Source organism: Methylobacterium sp. D53M (assembly GCF_053345625.1).
In genome coordinates this window covers 702,005-721,189 of sequence record NZ_JBKFAL010000001.1, presented here as the reverse complement: position 1 = coordinate 721,189, position 19,185 = coordinate 702,005, and the positions used below count along the sequence as shown (strand labels likewise).

General features: G+C 72.6%; 23 protein-coding genes and 1 tRNA gene. 10 read left to right on the top strand and 14 right to left on the bottom strand.

Features of this window, described 5'->3' with window-relative positions:
• Positions 1–3: 3 nt before the first annotated feature.
• The 5 genes from ACLBYG_RS03405 to hrpB all read right to left on the bottom strand — a co-directional run bounded on the left by ACLBYG_RS03405 (position 4) and on the right by hrpB (position 5,577).
• Positions 4–675, bottom strand: a complete 672-nt coding sequence (locus tag ACLBYG_RS03405) for a CoA pyrophosphatase (RefSeq protein ID WP_056522483.1) — start codon at positions 673–675, stop codon at positions 4–6.
• Positions 672–1,256 carry a DUF1285 domain-containing protein gene (locus ACLBYG_RS03400; RefSeq protein WP_331299465.1) on the bottom strand — a complete coding sequence of 195 codons (585 nt, stop codon included), beginning with the start codon at positions 1,254–1,256 and terminating at the stop codon, positions 672–674. Before ACLBYG_RS03400 ends, ACLBYG_RS03405 begins: the two co-directional genes overlap by 4 nt.
• Positions 1,257–1,346: 90 nt before the next feature.
• The gene (locus ACLBYG_RS03395) at positions 1,347–2,570 is read right to left on the bottom strand and encodes an SMP-30/gluconolactonase/LRE family protein (protein WP_447680593.1); all 1,224 of its coding nucleotides are present in this window, start codon (positions 2,568–2,570) and stop codon (positions 1,347–1,349) included.
• A gap of 74 nt (positions 2,571–2,644) precedes the next feature.
• Positions 2,645–3,070, bottom strand: a complete 426-nt coding sequence (locus ACLBYG_RS03390; protein WP_447680592.1) for a PaaI family thioesterase — start codon at positions 3,068–3,070, stop codon at positions 2,645–2,647.
• Positions 3,071–3,111: 41 nt separating this feature from the next.
• Positions 3,112–5,577, bottom strand: a complete 2,466-nt coding sequence (hrpB, locus tag ACLBYG_RS03385) for an ATP-dependent helicase HrpB (protein ID WP_447680591.1) — start codon at positions 5,575–5,577, stop codon at positions 3,112–3,114.
• Between the two features lie 185 nt (positions 5,578–5,762).
• Between hrpB and ACLBYG_RS03380 the strand changes: the two genes are divergently transcribed.
• The 4 genes from ACLBYG_RS03380 (at position 5,763) to ACLBYG_RS03365 (ending at position 8,084) form a co-directional block, all read left to right on the top strand.
• Positions 5,763–6,410: a carboxymuconolactone decarboxylase family protein gene (locus tag ACLBYG_RS03380; RefSeq protein ID WP_020093511.1), complete on the top strand. Its 648-nt coding sequence runs from the start codon at positions 5,763–5,765 to the stop codon at positions 6,408–6,410.
• 150 nt (positions 6,411–6,560) lie between these two features.
• Positions 6,561–6,794 (top strand): hypothetical protein, encoded by a 234-nt coding sequence (locus ACLBYG_RS03375; RefSeq protein ID WP_447680590.1) that lies wholly within the window; start codon positions 6,561–6,563, stop codon positions 6,792–6,794.
• Between the two features lie 107 nt (positions 6,795–6,901).
• Entirely contained in the window at positions 6,902–7,273 is a 372-nt protein-coding gene (locus ACLBYG_RS03370; protein WP_447680589.1) for a hypothetical protein, read from the top strand.
• A gap of 112 nt (positions 7,274–7,385) precedes the next feature.
• Positions 7,386–8,084: a YoaK family protein gene (locus tag ACLBYG_RS03365; RefSeq protein ID WP_447680588.1), complete on the top strand. Its 699-nt coding sequence runs from the start codon at positions 7,386–7,388 to the stop codon at positions 8,082–8,084.
• Here the strand turns inward: ACLBYG_RS03365 and ACLBYG_RS03360 are convergent.
• The 5 genes from ACLBYG_RS03360 to ACLBYG_RS03340 form a co-directional block, all read right to left on the bottom strand.
• Positions 8,074–8,322: a flagellar protein gene (locus ACLBYG_RS03360; protein WP_447680587.1), complete on the bottom strand. Its 249-nt coding sequence runs from the start codon at positions 8,320–8,322 to the stop codon at positions 8,074–8,076. The two genes, ACLBYG_RS03365 and ACLBYG_RS03360, sit on opposite strands and share 11 nt — an antisense overlap.
• Before the next feature lie 93 nt (positions 8,323–8,415).
• Positions 8,416–8,598 (bottom strand): hypothetical protein, encoded by a 183-nt coding sequence (locus ACLBYG_RS03355; RefSeq protein WP_020093516.1) that lies wholly within the window; start codon positions 8,596–8,598, stop codon positions 8,416–8,418.
• A 25-nt stretch (positions 8,599–8,623) separates the two neighbouring features.
• Positions 8,624–8,710: transfer RNA gene (locus ACLBYG_RS03350), tRNA-Leu, on the bottom strand.
• 33 nt (positions 8,711–8,743) lie between these two features.
• Positions 8,744–9,937, bottom strand: a complete 1,194-nt coding sequence (locus tag ACLBYG_RS03345; RefSeq protein ID WP_447680586.1) for an FAD-dependent monooxygenase — start codon at positions 9,935–9,937, stop codon at positions 8,744–8,746.
• A gap of 12 nt (positions 9,938–9,949) precedes the next feature.
• A complete protein-coding gene (locus tag ACLBYG_RS03340; RefSeq protein WP_020093518.1) occupies positions 9,950–10,207 on the bottom strand; it encodes a zinc-finger domain-containing protein in 258 nt (85 codons plus the stop codon).
• A 200-nt stretch (positions 10,208–10,407) separates the two neighbouring features.
• Between ACLBYG_RS03340 and map the strand changes: the two genes are divergently transcribed.
• The 6 genes from map (at position 10,408) to ACLBYG_RS03310 (ending at position 16,177) form a co-directional block, all read left to right on the top strand.
• Positions 10,408–11,235 carry a type I methionyl aminopeptidase gene (gene map / locus ACLBYG_RS03335; RefSeq protein ID WP_056522448.1) on the top strand — a complete coding sequence of 276 codons (828 nt, stop codon included), beginning with the start codon at positions 10,408–10,410 and terminating at the stop codon, positions 11,233–11,235.
• A 6-nt stretch (positions 11,236–11,241) separates the two neighbouring features.
• Entirely contained in the window at positions 11,242–11,988 is a 747-nt protein-coding gene (gene radC, locus ACLBYG_RS03330) for a RadC family protein (RefSeq protein ID WP_447680585.1), read from the top strand.
• Between the two features lie 96 nt (positions 11,989–12,084).
• Entirely contained in the window at positions 12,085–13,518 is a 1,434-nt protein-coding gene (locus ACLBYG_RS03325) for a circularly permuted type 2 ATP-grasp protein (protein ID WP_020093520.1), read from the top strand.
• A gap of 65 nt (positions 13,519–13,583) precedes the next feature.
• Positions 13,584–14,531, top strand: a complete 948-nt coding sequence (locus tag ACLBYG_RS03320) for an alpha-E domain-containing protein (protein WP_020093521.1) — start codon at positions 13,584–13,586, stop codon at positions 14,529–14,531.
• 21 nt (positions 14,532–14,552) lie between these two features.
• Positions 14,553–15,380 (top strand): transglutaminase family protein, encoded by an 828-nt coding sequence (locus ACLBYG_RS03315; protein ID WP_100252221.1) that lies wholly within the window; start codon positions 14,553–14,555, stop codon positions 15,378–15,380.
• Positions 15,381–15,424: 44 nt separating this feature from the next.
• Positions 15,425–16,177: a peptidase gene (locus tag ACLBYG_RS03310; RefSeq protein ID WP_020093523.1), complete on the top strand. Its 753-nt coding sequence runs from the start codon at positions 15,425–15,427 to the stop codon at positions 16,175–16,177.
• A gap of 58 nt (positions 16,178–16,235) precedes the next feature.
• On the opposite strand, the gene ACLBYG_RS03305 is transcribed toward ACLBYG_RS03310, so the two are convergent.
• From ACLBYG_RS03305 to thiO, 4 genes are read right to left on the bottom strand one after another with little or no spacing between them, the layout of a single operon-like run.
• Positions 16,236–16,892 carry a thiamine phosphate synthase gene (locus ACLBYG_RS03305; RefSeq protein WP_447680584.1) on the bottom strand — a complete coding sequence of 219 codons (657 nt, stop codon included), beginning with the start codon at positions 16,890–16,892 and terminating at the stop codon, positions 16,236–16,238.
• Entirely contained in the window at positions 16,889–17,692 is an 804-nt protein-coding gene (thiG, locus tag ACLBYG_RS03300; RefSeq protein WP_447680583.1) for a thiazole synthase, read from the bottom strand. The genes ACLBYG_RS03305 and thiG overlap by 4 nt, the downstream gene beginning before the upstream one ends.
• Positions 17,693–17,694: 2 nt before the next feature.
• A complete protein-coding gene (gene thiS, locus ACLBYG_RS03295; protein ID WP_447680582.1) occupies positions 17,695–17,907 on the bottom strand; it encodes a sulfur carrier protein ThiS in 213 nt (70 codons plus the stop codon).
• Complete coding sequence (thiO, locus tag ACLBYG_RS03290; protein WP_447680581.1) at positions 17,904–19,127, bottom strand: glycine oxidase ThiO; 1,224 nt, start codon at positions 19,125–19,127, stop codon at positions 17,904–17,906. The genes thiS and thiO overlap by 4 nt, the downstream gene beginning before the upstream one ends.
• Positions 19,128–19,185: the final 58 nt, after the last annotated feature.

The following is a 19,185-nucleotide window of genomic DNA, read 5'->3' as shown; positions in this document are numbered from 1 at the left end:
AGCCTAACGCGCCGCGCGGTCGGCGTCGCCGGGCGCCGCCTCCGGGTAGAGCCGTTCCCGCAGATTGTTCAGGATCCCCGCCGTGACGCCCCAGATCAGCCGCTCGCCGAAGGTCAGGGCGTAGAACCAGCGCTCGCGGCCCTGCCACGCGCGGGAGCGCAGGCGGTAGCGCTCCGGGTCCATGAGGAACGGGAGCGGCACCTCGAAGACGTCGGCCACCTCGTCCGGGTTCGGCGTCAGCACCGCGCCGGGATCGACCAGGCCGATGACCGGGGTCACGAGGAAGCCGGTGCCCGAGAGGTACGGGTCGAGATAGCCGAGGAACCGCACCGCCTCGGGCGGCAGCCCGATCTCCTCGTAGGCTTCCCGCAGGGCCGCGTCCGCAGGGCCGGGATCGGAGGGATCGATCTTGCCCCCCGGCAGCGCCACCTGCCCGGAATGGTCGCGCAGGTTGGCGGCCCGCATCGTCAGGATCAGGGTCGGACCGTCCGCGCGCGGCACGACCGGCACGAGGACGGCGGCCCGGCGGTGCGGCGGCGGCGGGATCACGGCCGTCCCGTCCGGATCGAGGCTGTGGTCGCCCCGGGGATTGGAGGTCGGATCGTCCGGTCCGGGCGGGTCCGGCGACAGGCCGGCGGCGGCGCGGGCGAGGAAGTCGGCGAGCGGGTCGCTCACGCGGCGGCGACCGGCGCGATCGTGTGGAAGGCGCCGCCGGCCCACAGGCCCAGCCAGGGCTTCCCGTCGACCAGACGCTCCTCGGCGAGGTCCACGAGGTCGTAGGTGAGCGCCCGGGTCACGAGCGCCCACAGCCCGCGGCGGACATGGAGGTAGGGCTTCAGCGCCCCGTCCGGCGCCTCCTCGAAGCGGAGGGCGTGGTCGGCGTCGACGCTTACCAGGTCGTCGACGTTGGTCCGGAACGAGACCCGCCGGTCCGCCCCGCTCCCGTCCACCGCCATCTCGACGGCCACGAAGGCCGCGTCGTCCACGGTGATGCCCACGCTCTCCACCGGCGTGACCAGGACGGTCCGGCCGTCCGGCTCGCGCCGCAGGATGGTGGCGAAGAGCTTGACCAGCTTGTCCCGTCGGATCGGCGAGCCGTTGTGGAACCACGTCCCGTCCGCGGCGATGCGGATGTCGATGGCGCCGCAATAGGGTGGGTCCCACCGCTCGACCGGCGGCAGCCCGCGCTTCGGCAGATCCCCGAGGGCCGCGCTGAGGCGGCTCAAGGTCGGGTCGGGGGCGGGATCCTCGCTCATGCCCGTGACAGATAGCGTCGCGATGCCCGGTCAGCCATGGCCGAGAGGAGGATCGGCGCCGGTTCCGTCCCGGATCGCGGGTGCGCGATCCTAGGCCGGCCCGGCGCCCTGGGTATTCACCGTCAGGGCGTAGAGCGACTGGCTCGCCGCCATGAACAGGCGGTTGCGCTTGGGGCCGCCGAAGGTGAGATTCCCGCACACTTCCGGCAGGCGGATCCGACCGATGAGCTTGCCCTGGGGCGTCCAGACGGTGACGCCGTTGTAGCCCACGGCCCGGCCGGCATTGCTCGACACCCAGAGATTGCCGTCGACGTCGGTCCGCAGGCCGTCGGGCCCGCATTTCACCCCGTCGACGACGCAGTCCGAGAAGAGGCGCTTGTTCGAGAGCGCCGCCCCAGCCCCGACGTCGAAGGCGTAGATCTCGCCCTTGCCGCCGGGTCCGGTATCCCCGGGACCCTTGCCGGTGGAGCAGACGTAGAGCGTCCGGTGATCGGGCGAGAAGCACAGGCCGTTGGGGTCGGGCACCTCGTCGTCGGTGAGCACCCGGTCGATCCGGCCGGACGGGTCGATGCGGTAGACGGCGTTCGGGAGCACGCGTCGCCGCGGGACGGTCCCGGCGGGCTGGCCGAGCCGCGGATCGAGATGGCCCTGCCGGTTGCTCGGGCCACCGGCGACGTCGGGCAGGCCCTCGTAGAGCAGCGCCCCGTAGGGCGGATCGGAGAACCAGTACGCGCCGTCCGGGTGCTGGACGACGTCGTTGGGCGAGTTGAGCGGCTTGCCCTCGAACGAATCGGCCAGGACCGTCGCCGAGCCGTCGAGCTCGTAGCGGACGACCCGCCCGGTGGCGTGCTCGCAGGTAAGCTGTCGCCCCTGTCGATCGAAGCTGTTGCCGTTGGAGTTGTTGCTCGGCATCCGGAAGGTGGAGACGTGCCCGTCCTCCTCCAGCCAGCGCATCTGCCGGTTGTTCGGGATGTCGCTCCAGACCAGGTAACGGCCGACCGAGTTCCAGGCCGGTCCCTCCGCCCAGAGGGCGCCGGTCCAGAGCCGGCGGATGGCACTGTTGGGCACGATGTAGGGCTCGAACGCCGGGTCGACCGTGACGATGTCCGGATCGGTGAAGTAGGTGGTCGGGGCGGCGCCAGGCCGGAAGTCGCGCGGCGGGCTCGTCACCGTGCTGGGCGGTTCCGGTCGGGCCGCCGCGTCGCCGGCAGTGACGGCCAGGGCCCCCAGGCCCGCGAGGATCGTGCGCCGGGATCGCGGGGCGGACCCGCGTTCAGCCGCGATCCCGGATGCGTCGGTCGGCGACGGTCGCATGCGATCCTCCCCCGCACATCGGGCCTCTGCGCCGCGATGCGCCCAAGCAGGTTAGGACCGTCGTCCTGCGCGGGTCAATCGGGACGGCGCCTCAGGATCTTCCAGACGCCGTCCGCCGAGGCGAGGAGACGTGTGCCGTCGCGGACGTCGCCGCGCATGAACACCAGGGAGCCCGTGCGCTTGACGACCTGCGGCCGGATCTCGATCCAGTCGCCGAGGCGGCCGACATCGATGAACTTCATCTCCAGCTGGATGGTCACGCAGTTGGCGCCCCCGGCGGCGCGCATCGCGGTCTCGCCGAGGGCGCGGTCGGCGAAGCTCATCAGCATGCCGCCGTGGACCACGCCGATCAGGTTGGCGTGCTTCTGATCGGCCCGGAACGCGTAGGCGCCGTCCGCGCCGCGGACGTGCAGCGGCCCGACATGGGCGATGAAGCCCTTGTCCTCCACCAGCGTCCAGCCTTCGGCGGCGGGGTCGTGGGCATCCGTGTCGGTCGTCATCGCGTCGGGTCCGTTCGTGTCGGGGTCTCGAAGGGCGGCTGTCAGGTTCCCCGGGGCTTGGCCCGGCGGGTCGGGGCCTCGCTGAGCGGGTCCTCCGGCCAGGGATGGCGCGGGTAGCGCCCGCGCATCTCGGACCGCACGGCCGCCCAGGATCCTCGCCAGAAACCCGGCAGGTCCCGGGTGATCTGGATCGGTCGCTGCGCCGGCGACAGCAGGTGCAGGACTAGCGGGCGCCCGCCGGCCCTGGGATGCCGGTCGAGGCCGAACAGCTCCTGCACCCGGACCGCCAGCGCCGGCTCCTCGGCCGTGTAATCGACCGGGATGCGCGAGCCGGTTGGCACCTCGACATGAGTCGGCGCCTCCGCGTCGAGTCGGGCGCGCAGGTCCCAGGGCAGCTGGGCCTGGAGGGCGTCCGCGAGGTCGCTCGCCGTGACCGACGCCAGGGCGGCGCGCCCCACCACGGCGGGCGCCAGCCACGTCTCCGCCGTGCGGGCCAGGGCGTCGGCCGACAGGTCGGGCCAGGCCGCGCCGTCGGCGGCGTGCAAGAAGGTCACCCGGGCCCGCCACTGCGCCAGGGCCGGCGTCCACGGCAGGCGGTCGATCCCGAGATCGGCGATGCCGCGCGCCAGGATCGCGGCGCTGTCCGTGTCGGGCGGCACCGGCAGCGGCCGTGACCCGAGACTGACCGCTCCGAGCCGCCGGACAGCCCGCGCCCGCAGGGCCGCCGCCTGCGGATCGAAGGTGATCTCGGTGCGCGACTCGATCCGGTCGGCGAAGAGGCGCTCGATCGCCTCGGTGCCGATCGCCGCCGCGGCCAGGATCCGCGCATTCCCGGCCGACCCGGCGAGGTCGGCGATCACCAGATGGGTCTCCCGGGCGAGCGGGCTCGCCGGGTCGAGGCGCCCGGCCCGACCGCTCGCCATCACGAACTCGCCCTCGCGGCCGCGCGCCCGGGCGACCCGGTCGGGATAGGCGAGTGCCAGGAGCGGCCCGGCGGCGGCCGGGCCGGCATCCGGACTCGCCGGCCCGTCGGCCCCGGCGCTCCGGGCCCAGTTCTCGGCGAGCCGGCGCATGTCGGCGGCGCGCCCGCCCCGGTCGCGGCGGAAGCGCTCGACCCGCTCGTCGAGGTCGACCCCGTCGCCCCCGAGGCCCCGCTCCACCAGCACGGCGGCGAGGTCGGCCGCGGCCCGCGCCTGGCCGGTACCGGCCGCGACCGTCACCATCCGGGCGAGCCGCGGCGGCAGCGGCAGCGCCCGCAGGCGCGCGCCGACCGGCGTCAGGCGGCCGTCGGCGTCGAGGGCGCCCAGCTCACTCAGCAGGGCGCGGGCCTCCGCCAGGGCCGGCGCCGGCGGCGGGTCGAGGAAGGCGAGCGCGCCCGGGTCGGTCACGCCCCAGGCGGCGCAGTCGAGGAGCAGCCCGGCGAGGTCGGCCGACAGGATCTCGGGCCGCGTGAACGGCTCCAGGGCGTTGGTGCCAGCCTCGGACCAGAGCCGCCAGCACAGGCCGGGCTCGGTGCGGCCGGCGCGGCCCCGGCGCTGGTCCACCGAGGCGCGGGAGGCGCGGGCCGTGACCAAGCGGGTCAGACCGAGGCCCGGCTCGTAGACCGGGACCCGCGCCAGCCCCGAATCGACCACGATCCGGACGCCCTCGATGGTGAGGGAGGTCTCGGCGATGCTGGTTGCGAGGACGACCTTCCGCGTTCCGGCGGAGGCCGGCGCGACGGCGCGGTCCTGCTCGGCGGGCGTCAGCGCGCCGTAGAGGGGTGCGACCTGCACGTCGGGGCCGACCTTCTCGGCCAGCAGGTCGGCGGTCCGGCGGATCTCGGCCTGCCCGGGCAGGAACACCAGGATCGAGCCCGGATCCGCCCGCAGGGCGCGCAAAGTGACCTCGGCGACCGAGTCCTCGATCCGCCGGTTCGGATCGCGCTCCGCGTAGCGGGTCTCCACCGGGAAGGCGCGCCCCTCGGAGGCCACGACCGGGGCGTCGCCCATCAGCCGCGCGACCCGGGCGCCGTCGAGGGTCGCCGACATGACGAGGATCCGCAGGTCTTCCCGCAGGCCGCCCTGCGCGTCGAGCGCCAGCGCGAGGCCGAGATCGGCGTCGAGGGAGCGCTCGTGGAACTCGTCGAACAGGACGGCTCCGACCCCGGATAGTTCCGGATCGTCCAGGATCATCCGGGTGAAGATACCCTCGGTGACGACCTCGATCCGCGTGCGGCCCGAGATCTTCGAGCCGAGGCGGACGCGCAGGCCGACCGTGCCGCCGACCGGCTCGCCCAAAGTCTGGGCCATCCGCGCGGCGGCGGCCCGGGCCGCGAGGCGGCGCGGCTCCAGCAGGACGATCTTGCGCCCGTCGAGCCAGGGCGCCGCGAGCAGGTCGAGGGGCACGCGGGTCGTCTTGCCGGCGCCGGGGGGCGCCACCAGGACGGCGGCGTTCCGCGCGGCGAGCGCGCGGCGCAGATCGGGGAGCGCCGCCTCGATCGGCAGCACGGGTGCGGGACCGGCCATCGCGGCCGCTGATGGCGCGGTGCGGCGCCGAGCGCAACCGGGCCGGGCCCGGGACCGCGACGCGTCCGGCATTCCCGTGACGCCGCGCGCGATTCGACACGGGCTTGCCGCCCCGGGCCCTGGTGGCCGCGCGGCGCCGCCGCGATCGTGCGGCGCGACTGCACAGATCCAACGGGAGCTAAACGATGACCCTCCGCCGCCGCGCGCTGACTCTGGCCGCCCTCGCCCTGGCCCTGCCGCTGGCGACTCCGCTGGCGACCGTGGCGGCGCGGGCGCAAGACCGGCTGCCGACCATCCCGCCCCAGGACTACACGCCCGAGCAGAAACAGGCGGCCGAGGCCTTCGCGCAGGCACGCGGCAAGCCGCCCTTCGGGCCGTTCGAGCCGCTCATGTACTCGCCGGAAGTGATGACGCTCGCCCGGTCGATGGGCGACTACCTCCGCTTCAAGCCGAAGATCGGCACCACGCTCTCGGAGCTGGTGATCCTGATGACCGCCCGCCGCTGGACGCAGGACTACGAGTGGTACGTCCACGCGCCGATCGCCGAGAAGGCCGGCATCTCCGCCGACATCATCGCGGCGATCCGCGACGGCCGCCGGCCGGCGAAGATGAGCGACGACGAGACCCTCGTGTACGATTTCACCGCCGAGCTCCAGGACACGAAGCGCGTCTCCGACGCGACCTTCGCGCGCGCCGAGGCCCGGTTCGGCAAGCCCGGCGTCGTCGATCTGGCGGCGATCTCGGGCTACTACACGTTCCTGGCGATGGAGCTGAACGCGGCCCGCTACCCGATTCCCGCCGACGGCAAGCCCCTGCCGCGCATGCCCGAGTGACCCCGCTTATCCACAGTCGCCCGGCAGCGGCAACGGCGTTGTCCACAGGGTTTGGCTGGTCCCGTGCGGCTGGCCCGGCCGCCGTTGACGGAACGTTAACCCTGATGGCTTGTTCTCTTTTCGTTCCCGGACGCGACGAAGGAGAACCCGATGCTGACCCAGGTCCTGGCCCAGCGCGACGATCACGTATGCCCCGTCGAGGCGATCAGCGCCGCGTATCTCGGCTTCGCGGGCGGCGATGCCGGGATCGCCCTGCGCTGCGCGATCGCCGACGCCCTGTCCGACCTGATGGAGGCCGAGCGGCGCACGCGCGAGCGCAGTCGCCTGATCTCCCGAGGCTACGTCCGCACCGCCCCCGACACGGAGGCCGGAGCGGCAAGCTGAACCGTGGCTGCAGGCCGGCTTCAGCATCGGTGCAGCGCGGGCGCGGCATTGTCCCTCCTGTGATCCGGGGCGCCGCAGGCGCTCCCCGCACCCACCGGAGACAGGTCATGACACGCATCGCTCTGCTCTCGGCCGCCGCGCTGATCGGCGCGGGCACCCTGGCCTCCACCGCCGCCGAGGCCCGCGGCGGCGGCGCCATCGCGGCCGGCATCATCGGCGGCCTCGCGGCCGGCGCCCTGATCGGCGCCGCGACCCAGGCCCACGCGGCGCCCGGCTACGGCTACGGATACGCGGATTACGGCTACGCCCCGGCTCCCGTGGTCGTGCGGCGGGCCCCGGTCTACCGCGTCTACGAGGAGGACGCGCCGGTCTACGCCACCCGCCGGACCGTGACCTACGAGCGAGTCCCGGTCGGCTACGGCCCCGCCCGCCACTGGGGCGGGGATTACGAGGGCGGCTACGGCTATCGCGGCTGGTGAGCCGGGGGTTGCGCCCGGCGCCGTGACGGCGCCCGGGCGCGTGGCTTAAGACGGTGGCGGCGCCGACCGAATCGGGTTCTCGGCACCCCACCGACGGGTCATCGACGGGTCCATGCTGGTCCACGAAGGCGAGACGCGTACCCCCGAGGCCGACAGGGCGCTCGCCCTCTCCCTCGCCGGGGTGGCCGGCGCGCTGAACACCGCCGGCTTCTACGCGGTGGGCCTCTACGCCTCGAACATGACCGGGAACGTCTCGGCCATCTCGGACAGGACCGGCACGGGCGACCTGCTCCTCGCCCTGCAAGCCGGTCTGCTCGTCGTCCTGTTCGTGCTCGGCGCCGTCACCGCGACGCTGCTGATCCGCCGCCGCCGCCGCGGGCACCGACCGGGCGCCTACGCCTACGGGGTCTGCGCGGAGGCGATCCTCCTCGTCGCCGTCGGCCTAGTCGTGCTGCCGCTCCACGAGCCGGCGCGGAGCCACGCCCTAGTGCTCGGCCTGAGCTTCGTCCTGGGCCTCCAGAACGCGGCCGTGACCAAGATTTCCGAATCGCGGGTGCGGACCACGCACGTGACCGGCATGATCACCGACATCGGCATCGAACTCGCGCGCTGGCTGGACCGCGGCCCATCCGGCGCGGATCCACTCAAGCCCCACGATCCGGAGCGGCTGCGGCTGTACCTGCTGACCGTCGGCGCCTTCCTGGCGGGCGGTGTGGTGGGGGTCGTGGCCTACCGCCTCGTCGGCGTGGCCCTGCTCTTCGCGGCGGCCGCGATCCTGGCCGGACTCGCCCTCCCCGCTCTCAGGCGGTGACGTCGAGGAGCTGGCCCATCATGCGGTCGGCGGAGCGCGCCACCGCGGCGTTCAGCGCGAAGGCCGACCGCGACCCGATGAGGTCCAGCGCGGCCCCCGACAGGTCCACCTGCGCGGCCGGCGGCAGGGCCGTGTCGCCGGTGGGCGCGCCGCTCGCCGCGATGGTCTCGGCCGCTCTCCCGAGCCGGTCGGTGGCCCGGCTCATGCCGGTGGCGGCGGTCTGAAGGGCGTCGATCATACCGGAATCTCCCCGCCGCCACTCTGGCAGGGACACGACAAGGGCCGGTTTCGGCGATCGCTCAAATGCGATCCATCCGGCGCGACGGCCGCCTCACCCCTTCGGCGCGCACACGGTCACCGGAGAGGCGCCGCCGTAGGGCCGCTCCGCCTCGGCGATCTGCTTCGCGGCGGCCTCGCAGGCCTGCTTGGTGTTGAACTCGACCGATCCGATCGCGGAGCCCGAGCCGGCGAGCATGATGATGAGCACGTAGACCACGCCATTCCCCTCCGGCATCCCGGTCCGGCGTCGCGCTGCGTGCTGGTGCGGACGGCGGGACTCGAACCCGCACGGCCTCGCGGCCGCAAGATTTTAAGTCTCGTGCGTCTACCGGTTCCGCCACGTCCGCATGCACCCTCGGTAGCGGGGGCGGCGGGTCCGATCAAGCGGGGGGCGTCCAGCCATACAGCCAGGCGTAGCGGTCGCGCATGCCGTCCGGGCCGAGACGGGCCATCACGGCGTTACGCAGGAACGCCACCACGCCGCCGGCGTGGTAGGTCCGGCCGTTGCTCCGCGCCGCTTTCTGAACCCGTCGCACCCGTGCGGTCCGCGCGCCCGAGAACGCAGCGAGCGCGGCCGGCACGTCCGCGTGGTCCGCCAGCGCGCGGGTCAGGACCGCGGCGTCCTCGATCGCCAGGGCGGCCCCCTGCGCGAGATAGGGCAGCACCGGGTGGCCGGCATCGCCGATCAGCGCGAGCCGGTCGCGGGCGAGCGGGCGCGCCACGGCCCGGTCGGCGAGCGACCAGACCAGCCAGGAATCCGGCAGGCTCAGGAGGTCGCGCAGGGGCGCGGCGCTGCCGCGCAGATGCCCGCGCAGCACGGCCGGCTCCCCAAGCCGGCCCCAGCCCTCGTCGCCCACCGCCTCGGGCACCACCGCCACCACGTTCAGGAACTGGCCGTCCCGCACCGGGTAATGCACCACGTGCCGGCCGCGGCCGAGCCACAGGCCGGTGGCGCCGCCGCGCAGGTCCTGCGGAACCGCCTCCATCGGGATGAGCGCGCGCCACGCCGCGGCCTGACCCGGCCGGAGCGGGGCCGAATCGAGATGCGCGCGCAGCCGGGACCTCAGCCCGTCCGCGCCGATCGCGAGGTCGAAGGCGACCGGTTGGGCCCCACTCGCGCCCTCGACGGTGAGGACGGCCTCGGACGTCGTCTGGGACACGGCCGTGACGGTGCGCCCCATCATCAGGCGGATCGTCGAGCGGCTCCGGAGCGCGTCGAGCAGCAGCGTCTGCAGGTCGGCGCGGTGGATCACGTAGTAGGGCGCGCCGAAGCGGCTCTGCGCCTGTGCGCCGAGCGCCACGCCGCCGATGCGGCGGCCGCTGTCCAGGGCCCGCACCTCGACGGCGGGCGGCTCGCTCGCCGCCCGGCGCAGCGCCGCGGAGAGCCCGAGGCCCGCCAGAACCCGGCTCGCGTTGGGCGAGATCTGAATCCCGGCCCCGACCTCGCTGAAGCCGGTCCGGCGCTCGATCACCGTGACGGCGTGGCCGGCATCCGACAGCGCCAGCGCCGCCGTCAGGCCGCCGATCCCGGCCCCGACGATCCCGATCCGCAGAGATGGACTGCCAGAAGGCACGGTGGGCGGCGCCTACTCCGCCGCGACCTTGGCGTCGTCCCGCCACACGCAGGCCTGCGGCTCCGCCTCGTCGGCCTTCAGGCCGGCCCGGTAGCGGTAGAGCGTCGAGCAGTACTGGCAGATGATCTCGCTGTCGGCGCCCATGTCGAGGAACACGTGCGGGTGGTCGAACGGCGGCAGCGCGCCGATGCACATGAACTCCTTCACGCCCACGGTGATCACCGGCACGCCCGGCTCGTTGTGGAAGTGCGGTACCGCCTTGCCTGCCATCCGGCCCTCGCCTGCCCCGCGACCGACCGCGCGGCGAATCTGCCAGCGCGCTCCCGGGCGTCTCGCGGCCGCTTATGCCGCCAGCCCCGCGACCGGCGCAAGCCTCGCCCGACCTACGACCGATGCGGCTTGGACTCGCGGGCCCCGCGCCGTACATAGGGCGAAGCCCGATTGACGCCGCCGCGAAAAAAGTCCCGATCATGCAGCAGGAACAGGCCAGTGCGCAGGGTGCGCGCCGCGCCCCGGAACCGCCGATCCACGGTCCCGAGGGCTTCGAGGGCATGCGCCGGGCGGGTCGGCTCACCGCCGAGGCCCTCGACCTGCTGATGGAGGCGACGCAGCCCGGCGTCACCACCGAGGAACTCGACCGGCTCGCCTACACCTTCGCCATGGATCACGGCGCCTATCCGGCCTCGCTGCTCTACCGCGGCTATCCGAAGTCGATCTGCACCTCGATCAACCACGTGGTCTGCCACGGCATCCCCAACGACAAGCCGCTGCGCGAGGGCGACATCGTCAACCTCGACATCTGCCTGATCCTCGACGGCTGGCACGGTGATTCGAGCCGGATGGCCTATGTCGGCGAGGTGCCGCGCAAGGCCCAGCGCCTGTGCGAGATCACCTACGAGGCGCTGATGCGGGGCGTCGCCGCCGTGAAGCCCGGCGGATCGACCAACGACATCGGCCGGGCGATCCAGTCCTACGCCGAGGGCGAGCGCTGCTCGGTGGTGCGCGATTTCTGCGGCCACGGCCTCGGGCGCACCTACCACGACGCGCCCACGATCCTGCACTACGTCGAGGCCAGCTACGACGTGCCGTTCAAGCCCGGCCAGTTCTTCACGATCGAGCCGATGATCAATCTGGGCCGTCCCGCCGTGAAGGTCCTGGGCGACGGCTGGACCGCCGTGACCCGCGACCGCTCGCTCTCCGCCCAATTCGAGCACACGGTCGGTGTCACCGAGACCGGCGTCGAGATCTTCACGATCTCGCCGAAGGGGCTGCACCAGCCCGTCAACCCGGCCGCCTGACCGGCCGTGCCCGAGCGGCAGGATGACGGTGAGGCGGGGCTGTTCGCCGACAGCGCCGCCCCGTCGCCGGTCGAGAAGGAGACGCCGCACTACCACGGCCACCGCGACCGCCTGCGGGAGAACTTCTCCGCCGCGGGGCCCGACGCGCTGCCCGATTACGAGCTGCTGGAGCTCGTCCTGTTCCGGGCGATTCCCCGGCGCGACGTGAAGCCCCTCGCCAAGGCGCTGGTCGCCCGGTTCGGCAGCTTCGCCGAGGTGGTCAGCGCCGAGCCGGCGCGGCTCATGGAAGTGGAGGGCGTGAGCGCCGGGGTCGCGTCCGACCTCAAGGTGATCGAGGCCGCGGCGCGGCGGCTGGCCCGGGGCGCGATCCGCGAGCGCGCGCTCCTGGGCTCGTGGAGCGCCCTGCACGAGTACCTGCGCGCCACCATGGCGTTCGCCCCGCGCGAGGAGTTCCGCGTCCTCTTTCTCGACAAGCGCAACCACCTCATCGCCGACGAGGTGCAAGGGCGCGGCACCGTCGACCACACGCCGGTCTACCCGCGCGAGGTCGCCCGCCGGGCGCTCGAACTGTCGGCGACGGCCATCATTCTGGCCCACAACCACCCGTCCGGCGACCCGGCTCCGTCGGCGGCCGACGTGGCGATGACCCGCGAGATCGTGGCCGTCCTGGCGCCGCTCAAGATCGTGGTCCACGACCACGTGATCCTCGGCCGAAACGGTCACGCCAGCCTGAAAGGCCTGAAGTTGATCTGATCCTCCGGCCTCCTTGAGCGTTATCGCCCGCGGATATAGCCATGATCGGGTGGCGCGCCTCTTGCCTCAAGAGCGGGAGCGTACGGGAGGAGCGAGATGGCGGTGACGGCCTTCGACGAGATGAACGGGATCGGCGCGGCCGATCCAGCGGCCGTCCGCGACGCCTACGGTCAGCTCAAGGCCTGGCTCGACTCCACGCCGCCCGAGCATTTCAACACCCGCCGCAGCCAGGCCGAGCTGCTGTTCCGCCGGATCGGCATCACCTTCGCGGTCTACGGCGACAACGAGTCGACCGAGCGGCTGATCCCGTTCGACATCATCCCCCGGGTGATCACCAAGCCGGAATGGGCCTTCCTGGAGCGCGGGCTGACGCAGCGGGTCACCGCCATCAACCTGTTCCTCAAGGACATCTACGGCGCCCAGGAATGCATCAAGGCCGGCATCATCCCGGCCGACCTCGTCTACCGCAACGCCCATTACCGCATGGAGATGCGGTCCTTCCGCGTGCCGCACGACCTCTACGTGCACATCGCCGGCATCGACATCGTCCGGACCGGCGAGAACGACTTCTTCGTGCTGGAGGACAACGCCCGGATCCCGTCCGGCGTCTCCTACATGCTGGAGAACCGAGAGGTGATGCTACGCCTGTTCCCGGACCTGTTCTCGAAGCACCGGGTCGCGCCGGTGGAGAACTACCCGGACGCCCTGCTCGCCACCCTGCGCAGCCTCGCGCCGGGCTCGGCGACCCGGGACCCGACCGTCGTGCTGCTGACCCCCGGACGCTACAATTCCGCGTTCTACGAGCACTCGTTCCTGGCCGACAAGCTCGGCGTCGAGCTGGTGGAGGCGTCCGACCTCTTCACCAAGGACGACGTCGTCTACATGCGCACCACCGAGGGGCCGCGGAAGGTCGACGTCATCTACCGCCGCCTCGACGACGACTTCCTCGACCCGCTGGTCTTCCGCCCGGACTCGGTGCTCGGCGTGCCCGGCCTGATGAACGCCTACGAGCGCGGTTCGGTCACCCTCGCCAACGCGGTCGGGACCGGCATCTCGGACGACAAGGCGGTCTACAGCTACATGCCGGAGATCGTGAAGTTCTTCACCGGCGAGGAGCCGATCCTGCACAACGTGCCGACCTATCGGTGCCGCGAGAAGGACGCGTTCGCGTACGTGATGGACAACCTGTCCGACCTGGTGGTGAAGGAGGTCAACGGCTCGGGAGGGTACGGGATGCTGGTCGGGCCGCATGCCAGCAAGCGCGAGCTCGACGATTTCGCCAAGAAGCTCAAGCACGCCCCGGACGGGTTCATCGCCCAGCCGACGCTGTCGCTCTCCACCTGCCCGACCTTCGTGGCCTCGGGCGTCGCGCCCCGCCACGTCGACCTGCGGCCCTTCGTGCTGTGCGGGGCCGACAAGATCCGCATCGTTCCGGGCGGCCTGACCCGGGTGGCGCTGAAGGAAGGCTCCCTGGTGGTCAATTCCAGCCAGGGCGGTGGCACCAAGGATACCTGGGTGCTCGACGCCTGAGCTCCGCGATATCCGGACGTTCCGAGGCGCGGACACCGTGGTCCGCACGACTTGGCTGAAGACCGATGCTCTCCAGGACTGCCGACAACCTCTTCTGGCTCTCCCGCTACGTCGAGCGCGCCGACTTTGTCGCCCGCATCCTCGACGCGGCGCACCGATTCGCGTCGCTGCCGACGAGCTACGGCGGTGGCGGGAGCAACGAGTGGGAATCGGCCCTGGCCTCGGCCGGCGACCCCGACGCGTTCAAGACCCATTACAGCGCGATCAACGCCGACACGGTCTGCGATTTCCTGGCCTTCAGCCCGCACAACCCCTCCTCGATCCGTTCCTGCATCGAGGCGGCCCGCGAGAATGCCCGCTCGGTGCGCACGGCGCTCACCACCGAGATGTGGGACGCGATCAACGGCGCGTGGCTGGAGCTGCGCAACTACGCCGGCAAGGACCTGAACCGCGACGAGTTCGGCCGCTTCCTCGACTGGGTGAAGACCGTCTCGCTGACCTTCGACGGCTCGGCGTTCCGGACGATGCTGCGCAACGACGCCTTCTGGTTCACCCGGCTCGGCACGGCGATCGAGCGGGCGGACAACACCGCCCGCATCCTCGACGTGAAGTACCAGATCCTGCTGCCGCACGACGAGACGGTGGGCGGCAGCCTCGACTACTTCCAGTGGACCACGATCCTGCGCGAAGTGTCGGCGTTCAACGCTTACCACTGGGTCTACCGGGAGAGCATCAAGCCGCTGCTGGTGGCCGACCTCCTGATGCTCAACAAGCAGATGCCGCGCTCCTTCGCGAACTGCTACGGCGTGATCGTCGAGTATCTCGACCTGATCGCCGACGCCTACGGCCGCCGGGGCCCGAGCCAGCGCCTCGCCGGAAACATGTTGGCGAAGCTGGAGGGCGAGGATATCGACCGGGTCTTCGCCACCGGGCTGCACGAGTTCGTCGAGGCGTTCATCGCCGAGAACAACAAGGTGGGCGAGGCGATCGCGAAGCAGTATCTGGTCGGCTGAACAGGACGGACAGGACGGCGCATGCGCATCCGCGTGGTTCACGAGACCATCTACACGTACGAGCAGCCGGCCCGCGGGCTCGTGCAGGTCCTGCGGCTGACGCCGCGCGACCATGATGGGCAGTACGTCCGCGGGTGGCGGATCGACACCACCGTCGACGGGCGGCTGACCGCCCGCGAGGACGGGTTCGGCAACGTCGTCCACTGGTTCACCCCGGACGAGCCGGCCGACGCCCTGACCATCCGGGTCACCGGCGAGGTCGACACCGACGACACGCACGGTGTCGTGCGTGGCACGGTGGAGCGCCTGCCGGACGAGTTCTACCTGCGCGACACGGACCTGTGCGCCGCGAGCCCTGAGTTGCACGCCTTCGCGGAGCGCGTCGCCGCCGAGGACGACGGTGCGACCTTGGGCCGACTTCACCGGCTGATGGGGGCGGTCCACGGTGCTGTGGCCCACGAGCCCGGTCCCGCGAGCGGCGCGGTGCCGGCCGGCAAGGCGTTCGCGGCGGGCCGCGGGATCTGCCAGGATCTCGCCCACGTGCTCATCGCCGCCGCACGCCACATCGGCATCCCGGCGCGCTACGTCGCCGGCTACCGGGCCCGGGAGGACGGGCAGGCGGATGTCGAGGCGCCCCACGGCTGGGTCGAGGCCCTGGTGCCGGATCTCGGCTGGGTGGCGTTCGACCCGTGCTACGACGTCAGCCCGACGGACAACTACATCCGCGTCGCCACCGGCCTGGACTATCTCGGGGCGGCGCCGATCCGCGGCAGCCGGACCGGCGGTGGCACCGAGACACTGGACGTGAAGCTCCGGGTCGAGCAAGGCAGGGCCGCCGCTCAATCCTGACCGTCCCGACCCCGGTCCGCCGACCGCACGAGAGCCCGAAGACGATGACTTACTGCGTCGGTGTCCTGGTGGAGGAAGGGCTGGTCATGGTCGCCGATACCCGCACCAATGCGGGGCTCGACGACATCTCGACCTACCGCAAGCTCCACCATTTCAACGTGCCGGGCGAGCGGGTGATGATGCTCGCCTCCGCGGGCAACCTCTCGATCACCCAGTCGGTGCTCAGCCTGCTCCAGGAGGGCGTGCCCGGCGAGGAGGAGGGTGAGCCGCCGCAGAAGCTCGTCGAGGCGCCGACGATGTTCCAGGCGGCGCAGCTGATCGGCCGGGCCATCCGGCGGGTGCGCGCCATCGAGAAGGACGGGTTCGAGGCCGCCAACATCCGGTTCTCGATCTCGCTGCTGTTCGGCGGCCAGATCGGCACCGGCGAGATGCGGCTGTACCTGATCTACTCCGCCGGCAACTTCATCGAGTGCAGCACCGATGCGCCGTTCCTCCAGATCGGCGAGCACAAGTACGGCAAGCCGATCCTCGACCGCGCCGTGAAGTACACGACCGACCTCTATGACGCCCTCAAGGTGAGCTTGGTCTCGATGGATTCGACCATGCGGTCGAATCTGGGCGTCGGCCTGCCGATCGACATCGCGGTCGCCCGCAGGAACGCGCTGACGCTCGAGGTGAACCACCGGATCGAGGCCGGCGAGGGCTACTTCCACGATCTGCGCGAGCGCTGGTCGGCGGCGCTGCGCGCGGCGCACCGGGCGATCCCGCGCCCGCCCTACGGACCGTCCAATGCCTAGGGCAACCACAGCATCGGCCGTCTTGCTCCGCTGTGCTCGCCGGGACGGGGGCAGATTTCTACGTGGTTGTCCGAGCCGCTGAAGACTCCGCTGCGCCCCAGGCCTTCATTAGCGCCCGGGTCGCCTCGGCCGGATCCATCGCCCGCATCGGGCCGCCCATGACGGCGAAGCCCGCCGCCCCCGCCGCGCGACAGGCCCCGATCACCTCCGGACCGACACCGCCCAGGGCCACGATCGGCAGGCCCGCCGCGCGTGCGGCGGCGAGGCCCTCCGGTCCGAGAGCCGGTCCGTAACCGGGCTTGCTCGCTGTCGCGTAGATCGGGCTGAGGGTCACGTAGTCGGCGCCGGCCCGCGCGGCGGCCGCGGCCTCGTGCGGCGCGTGCGCGGAAACGCCGATCAGCGCGGCCTCGCCCAGGGTGGCCCGCGCCGCCGCGATAACCTCCAGTCCCGAGCCGCCGCCGAGATGCACGCCGTCGGCGCCGAGGGCGTGCGCGAACGCGACGTCGCCTCCGACCGTCAGGACGCCGTTCGCGGCCCGCACGCGCTCGGCCACGCGCACGCCGAGACGCAGGCGGGCATCCGCCTCCAAGTCCCTGTCGCGGAACCAGATCCAGCGCCCGCCGCCGTCGAGGACCGCCTGGACGGTCTCGGCGAGGGGCCGCGGATGCCCGTGCCGGTCCGTCACCGCGAGCAGCGGCGACGGCAGCGCCCTCACGAGCCGACGAGGCCGAGCTGCGGGCTCGACGGCTCGGCCCGGCCGCGGCGGGGGATCCGCCCGGCCAGATGTGCGTCGCGCCCGGCTTCCACGGCCCGGCCCATGGCGCGGGCCATCCGCACCGGATCGTCGGCCTTGGCGATCGCGGTGTTGATCAGGCAGGCGGAGGCGCCGAGTTCCATGGCGATCACCGCGTCCGAGGCGGTGCCGATGCCGGCATCGACCACCACCGGTACCGTCGCCCGGCGGCAGATCAGCTCCAGGTTGGCCGGGTTGGCCACCCCCATCCCGGAGCCGATCAGCGAGCCCATGGGCATCACCGCGGCGCAGCCGAGATCCTCCAGGCGCTGGCACACGATCGGGTCGTCGTTGCAGTAGGGCAGCACCACGAAGCCGTCGTCCACGAGATGGCGGCAGGCCTCGATCAGCTCCATCACGTCCGGGTAGAGCGTCTCCCGGTCGCCGATCACCTCGACCTTGATCCAGTTGGTGTCGAGCGCCTCGCGGGCGAGCTCGGCGGTCATGATCGCGTCCCGGGCCGTCTCGCAGCCGGCCGTGTTCGGCAGGAAGCGCTTGCCCTTCAGGATCTTGACCGTGTCCGAGCCGTGGCCCTGGAGCGAGACCCGGCGGATCGAGGCGGTGACCACGTCGGCGCCGCTCGCCGCGACGGCGTCGCGCATGATCGCCTGCGTCGGGTAGCCGGCGGTGCCGATGAACAGCCGGGACGACATCCTCACCCCGGCGATGGTCAGGCTGTCATCCCCACCCTCGGGGCGCGGCGGCGTGTGACTCTGGTCCATGCTCAACCTCCCTGCATGGCGCGGACGATCTCGACCCGGTCGCCCTCCGCGACCGGTGTCTCGCCCCAGTCCCGGCGGCGCAGAACGCGGCCGTTCAGCGCGATGGCGACGCCCTGCGGACTCTCGATACCGCTCTCCTCCGCCTCGAGGCGGAACAGGGCGTCCACAGTCTCGACCGCGCACTCGCGCGGCTCACCGTTGACCAGGAGTCTCATGCCGAGGCCCTCAGCGCTTCCGGCTGGCCGAAGCGCGCGCGGGTGAAGGGACGCGCCACCTCCGGCAGCGCGCCGCGCAGCACCAGCGCGGCGATCGCGTCGGCGGTGACCGGGGCGAGCAGGTAGCCGTTGCGGTGATGCCCGGTGGCGGCGACGAGGCCAGGGGCGATCGCGTCGAGGATCGGCGCGTCGTCGTCCGAGGTCGGTCGGTAGCCGCTCCACACAGCCTCCACCTCCATCTCCTCGATGCCGGGCAGCACCCGGCGGGCGCCCTCCAGCAGGGCGTAGAGCCCGCCCGCGGTGACGCCGGGACGGAAGCCGCAATCCTCCACGGTCGCGCCCACGACGAGCTGGCCGTCGCTCTTCGGGGCCATGTGGACCTGCTCGGTCCAGACCATCCGCGCCAGGGTACCGGTCCGGGCGGTGGTGCGCAGGGCCAGGGACTGGCCCTTCAGCGGGCGGATCGGAAGGGCGAGCGCGTCGGGCAGCAGGCCGCCCTCCCCGCTCCAGGCGCCGGAGGCGAGGATGACGGTCTCAGCCGACACGACGCGGTCGCCGGCGCGGATCCCGGTCACGCGGCCACCCGACCAGTCCAGGGCGGTGACGGGGGTCCGCTCCGCCAGGATCACGCCGGCGCGGCGGCAGGCCTCGGTGAGGGCGTCCATGACCAGGCGAGGATCGACCTGATGGTCGCGCGGACAGTGGATCCCGGCGGTGACGGAGGGGCGCAGGCCCGGCTCCAGGCGCCGGACCTCGCTGCCCGGCAGCCACGTGGCCTCGAGCCCCGAGCGGCGCTGAAGGTCGTAGCGGAAGCGCAGGCGCTCGACCTCGTCGCGGCCGACCGCCAGCACCAGGGTGCCGTCGGCGCGGTAGTCGATCGCCCGGCCGGACTCGGCCTCCAGGGCGTCGCGGAACGCGGGCCAGAGCCGGAGCGAGTCCAGGGCGAGCGGGAGCAGCGGATCGGAGCCCGGCTCGTGCTCGGCGGCCGGGGCCAGCATGCCGGTGGCCGCGAGGCTCGCGCCCGCCCCGATCGTGTCCCGCTCCAGCACCATCACGGCGCGGCCGGCCCGGGCGAGGCGCCACGCGATCGACAGCCCAATCAGCCCGCCGCCGACCACGGCGACGTCCGTCCGCGCCGGAAGGGTCGCCGGCGCGACGCTGCCGTCCGGGTTGCGGCGGCGGCCGATCGGTGAGGCGGGTCGGTCGAGGGGCACAATCATCTCCGCGGATTGCCGTCGCGGAGATCGGGCCGTGCGCTTCGGTGAGAAGCTGTGGCCT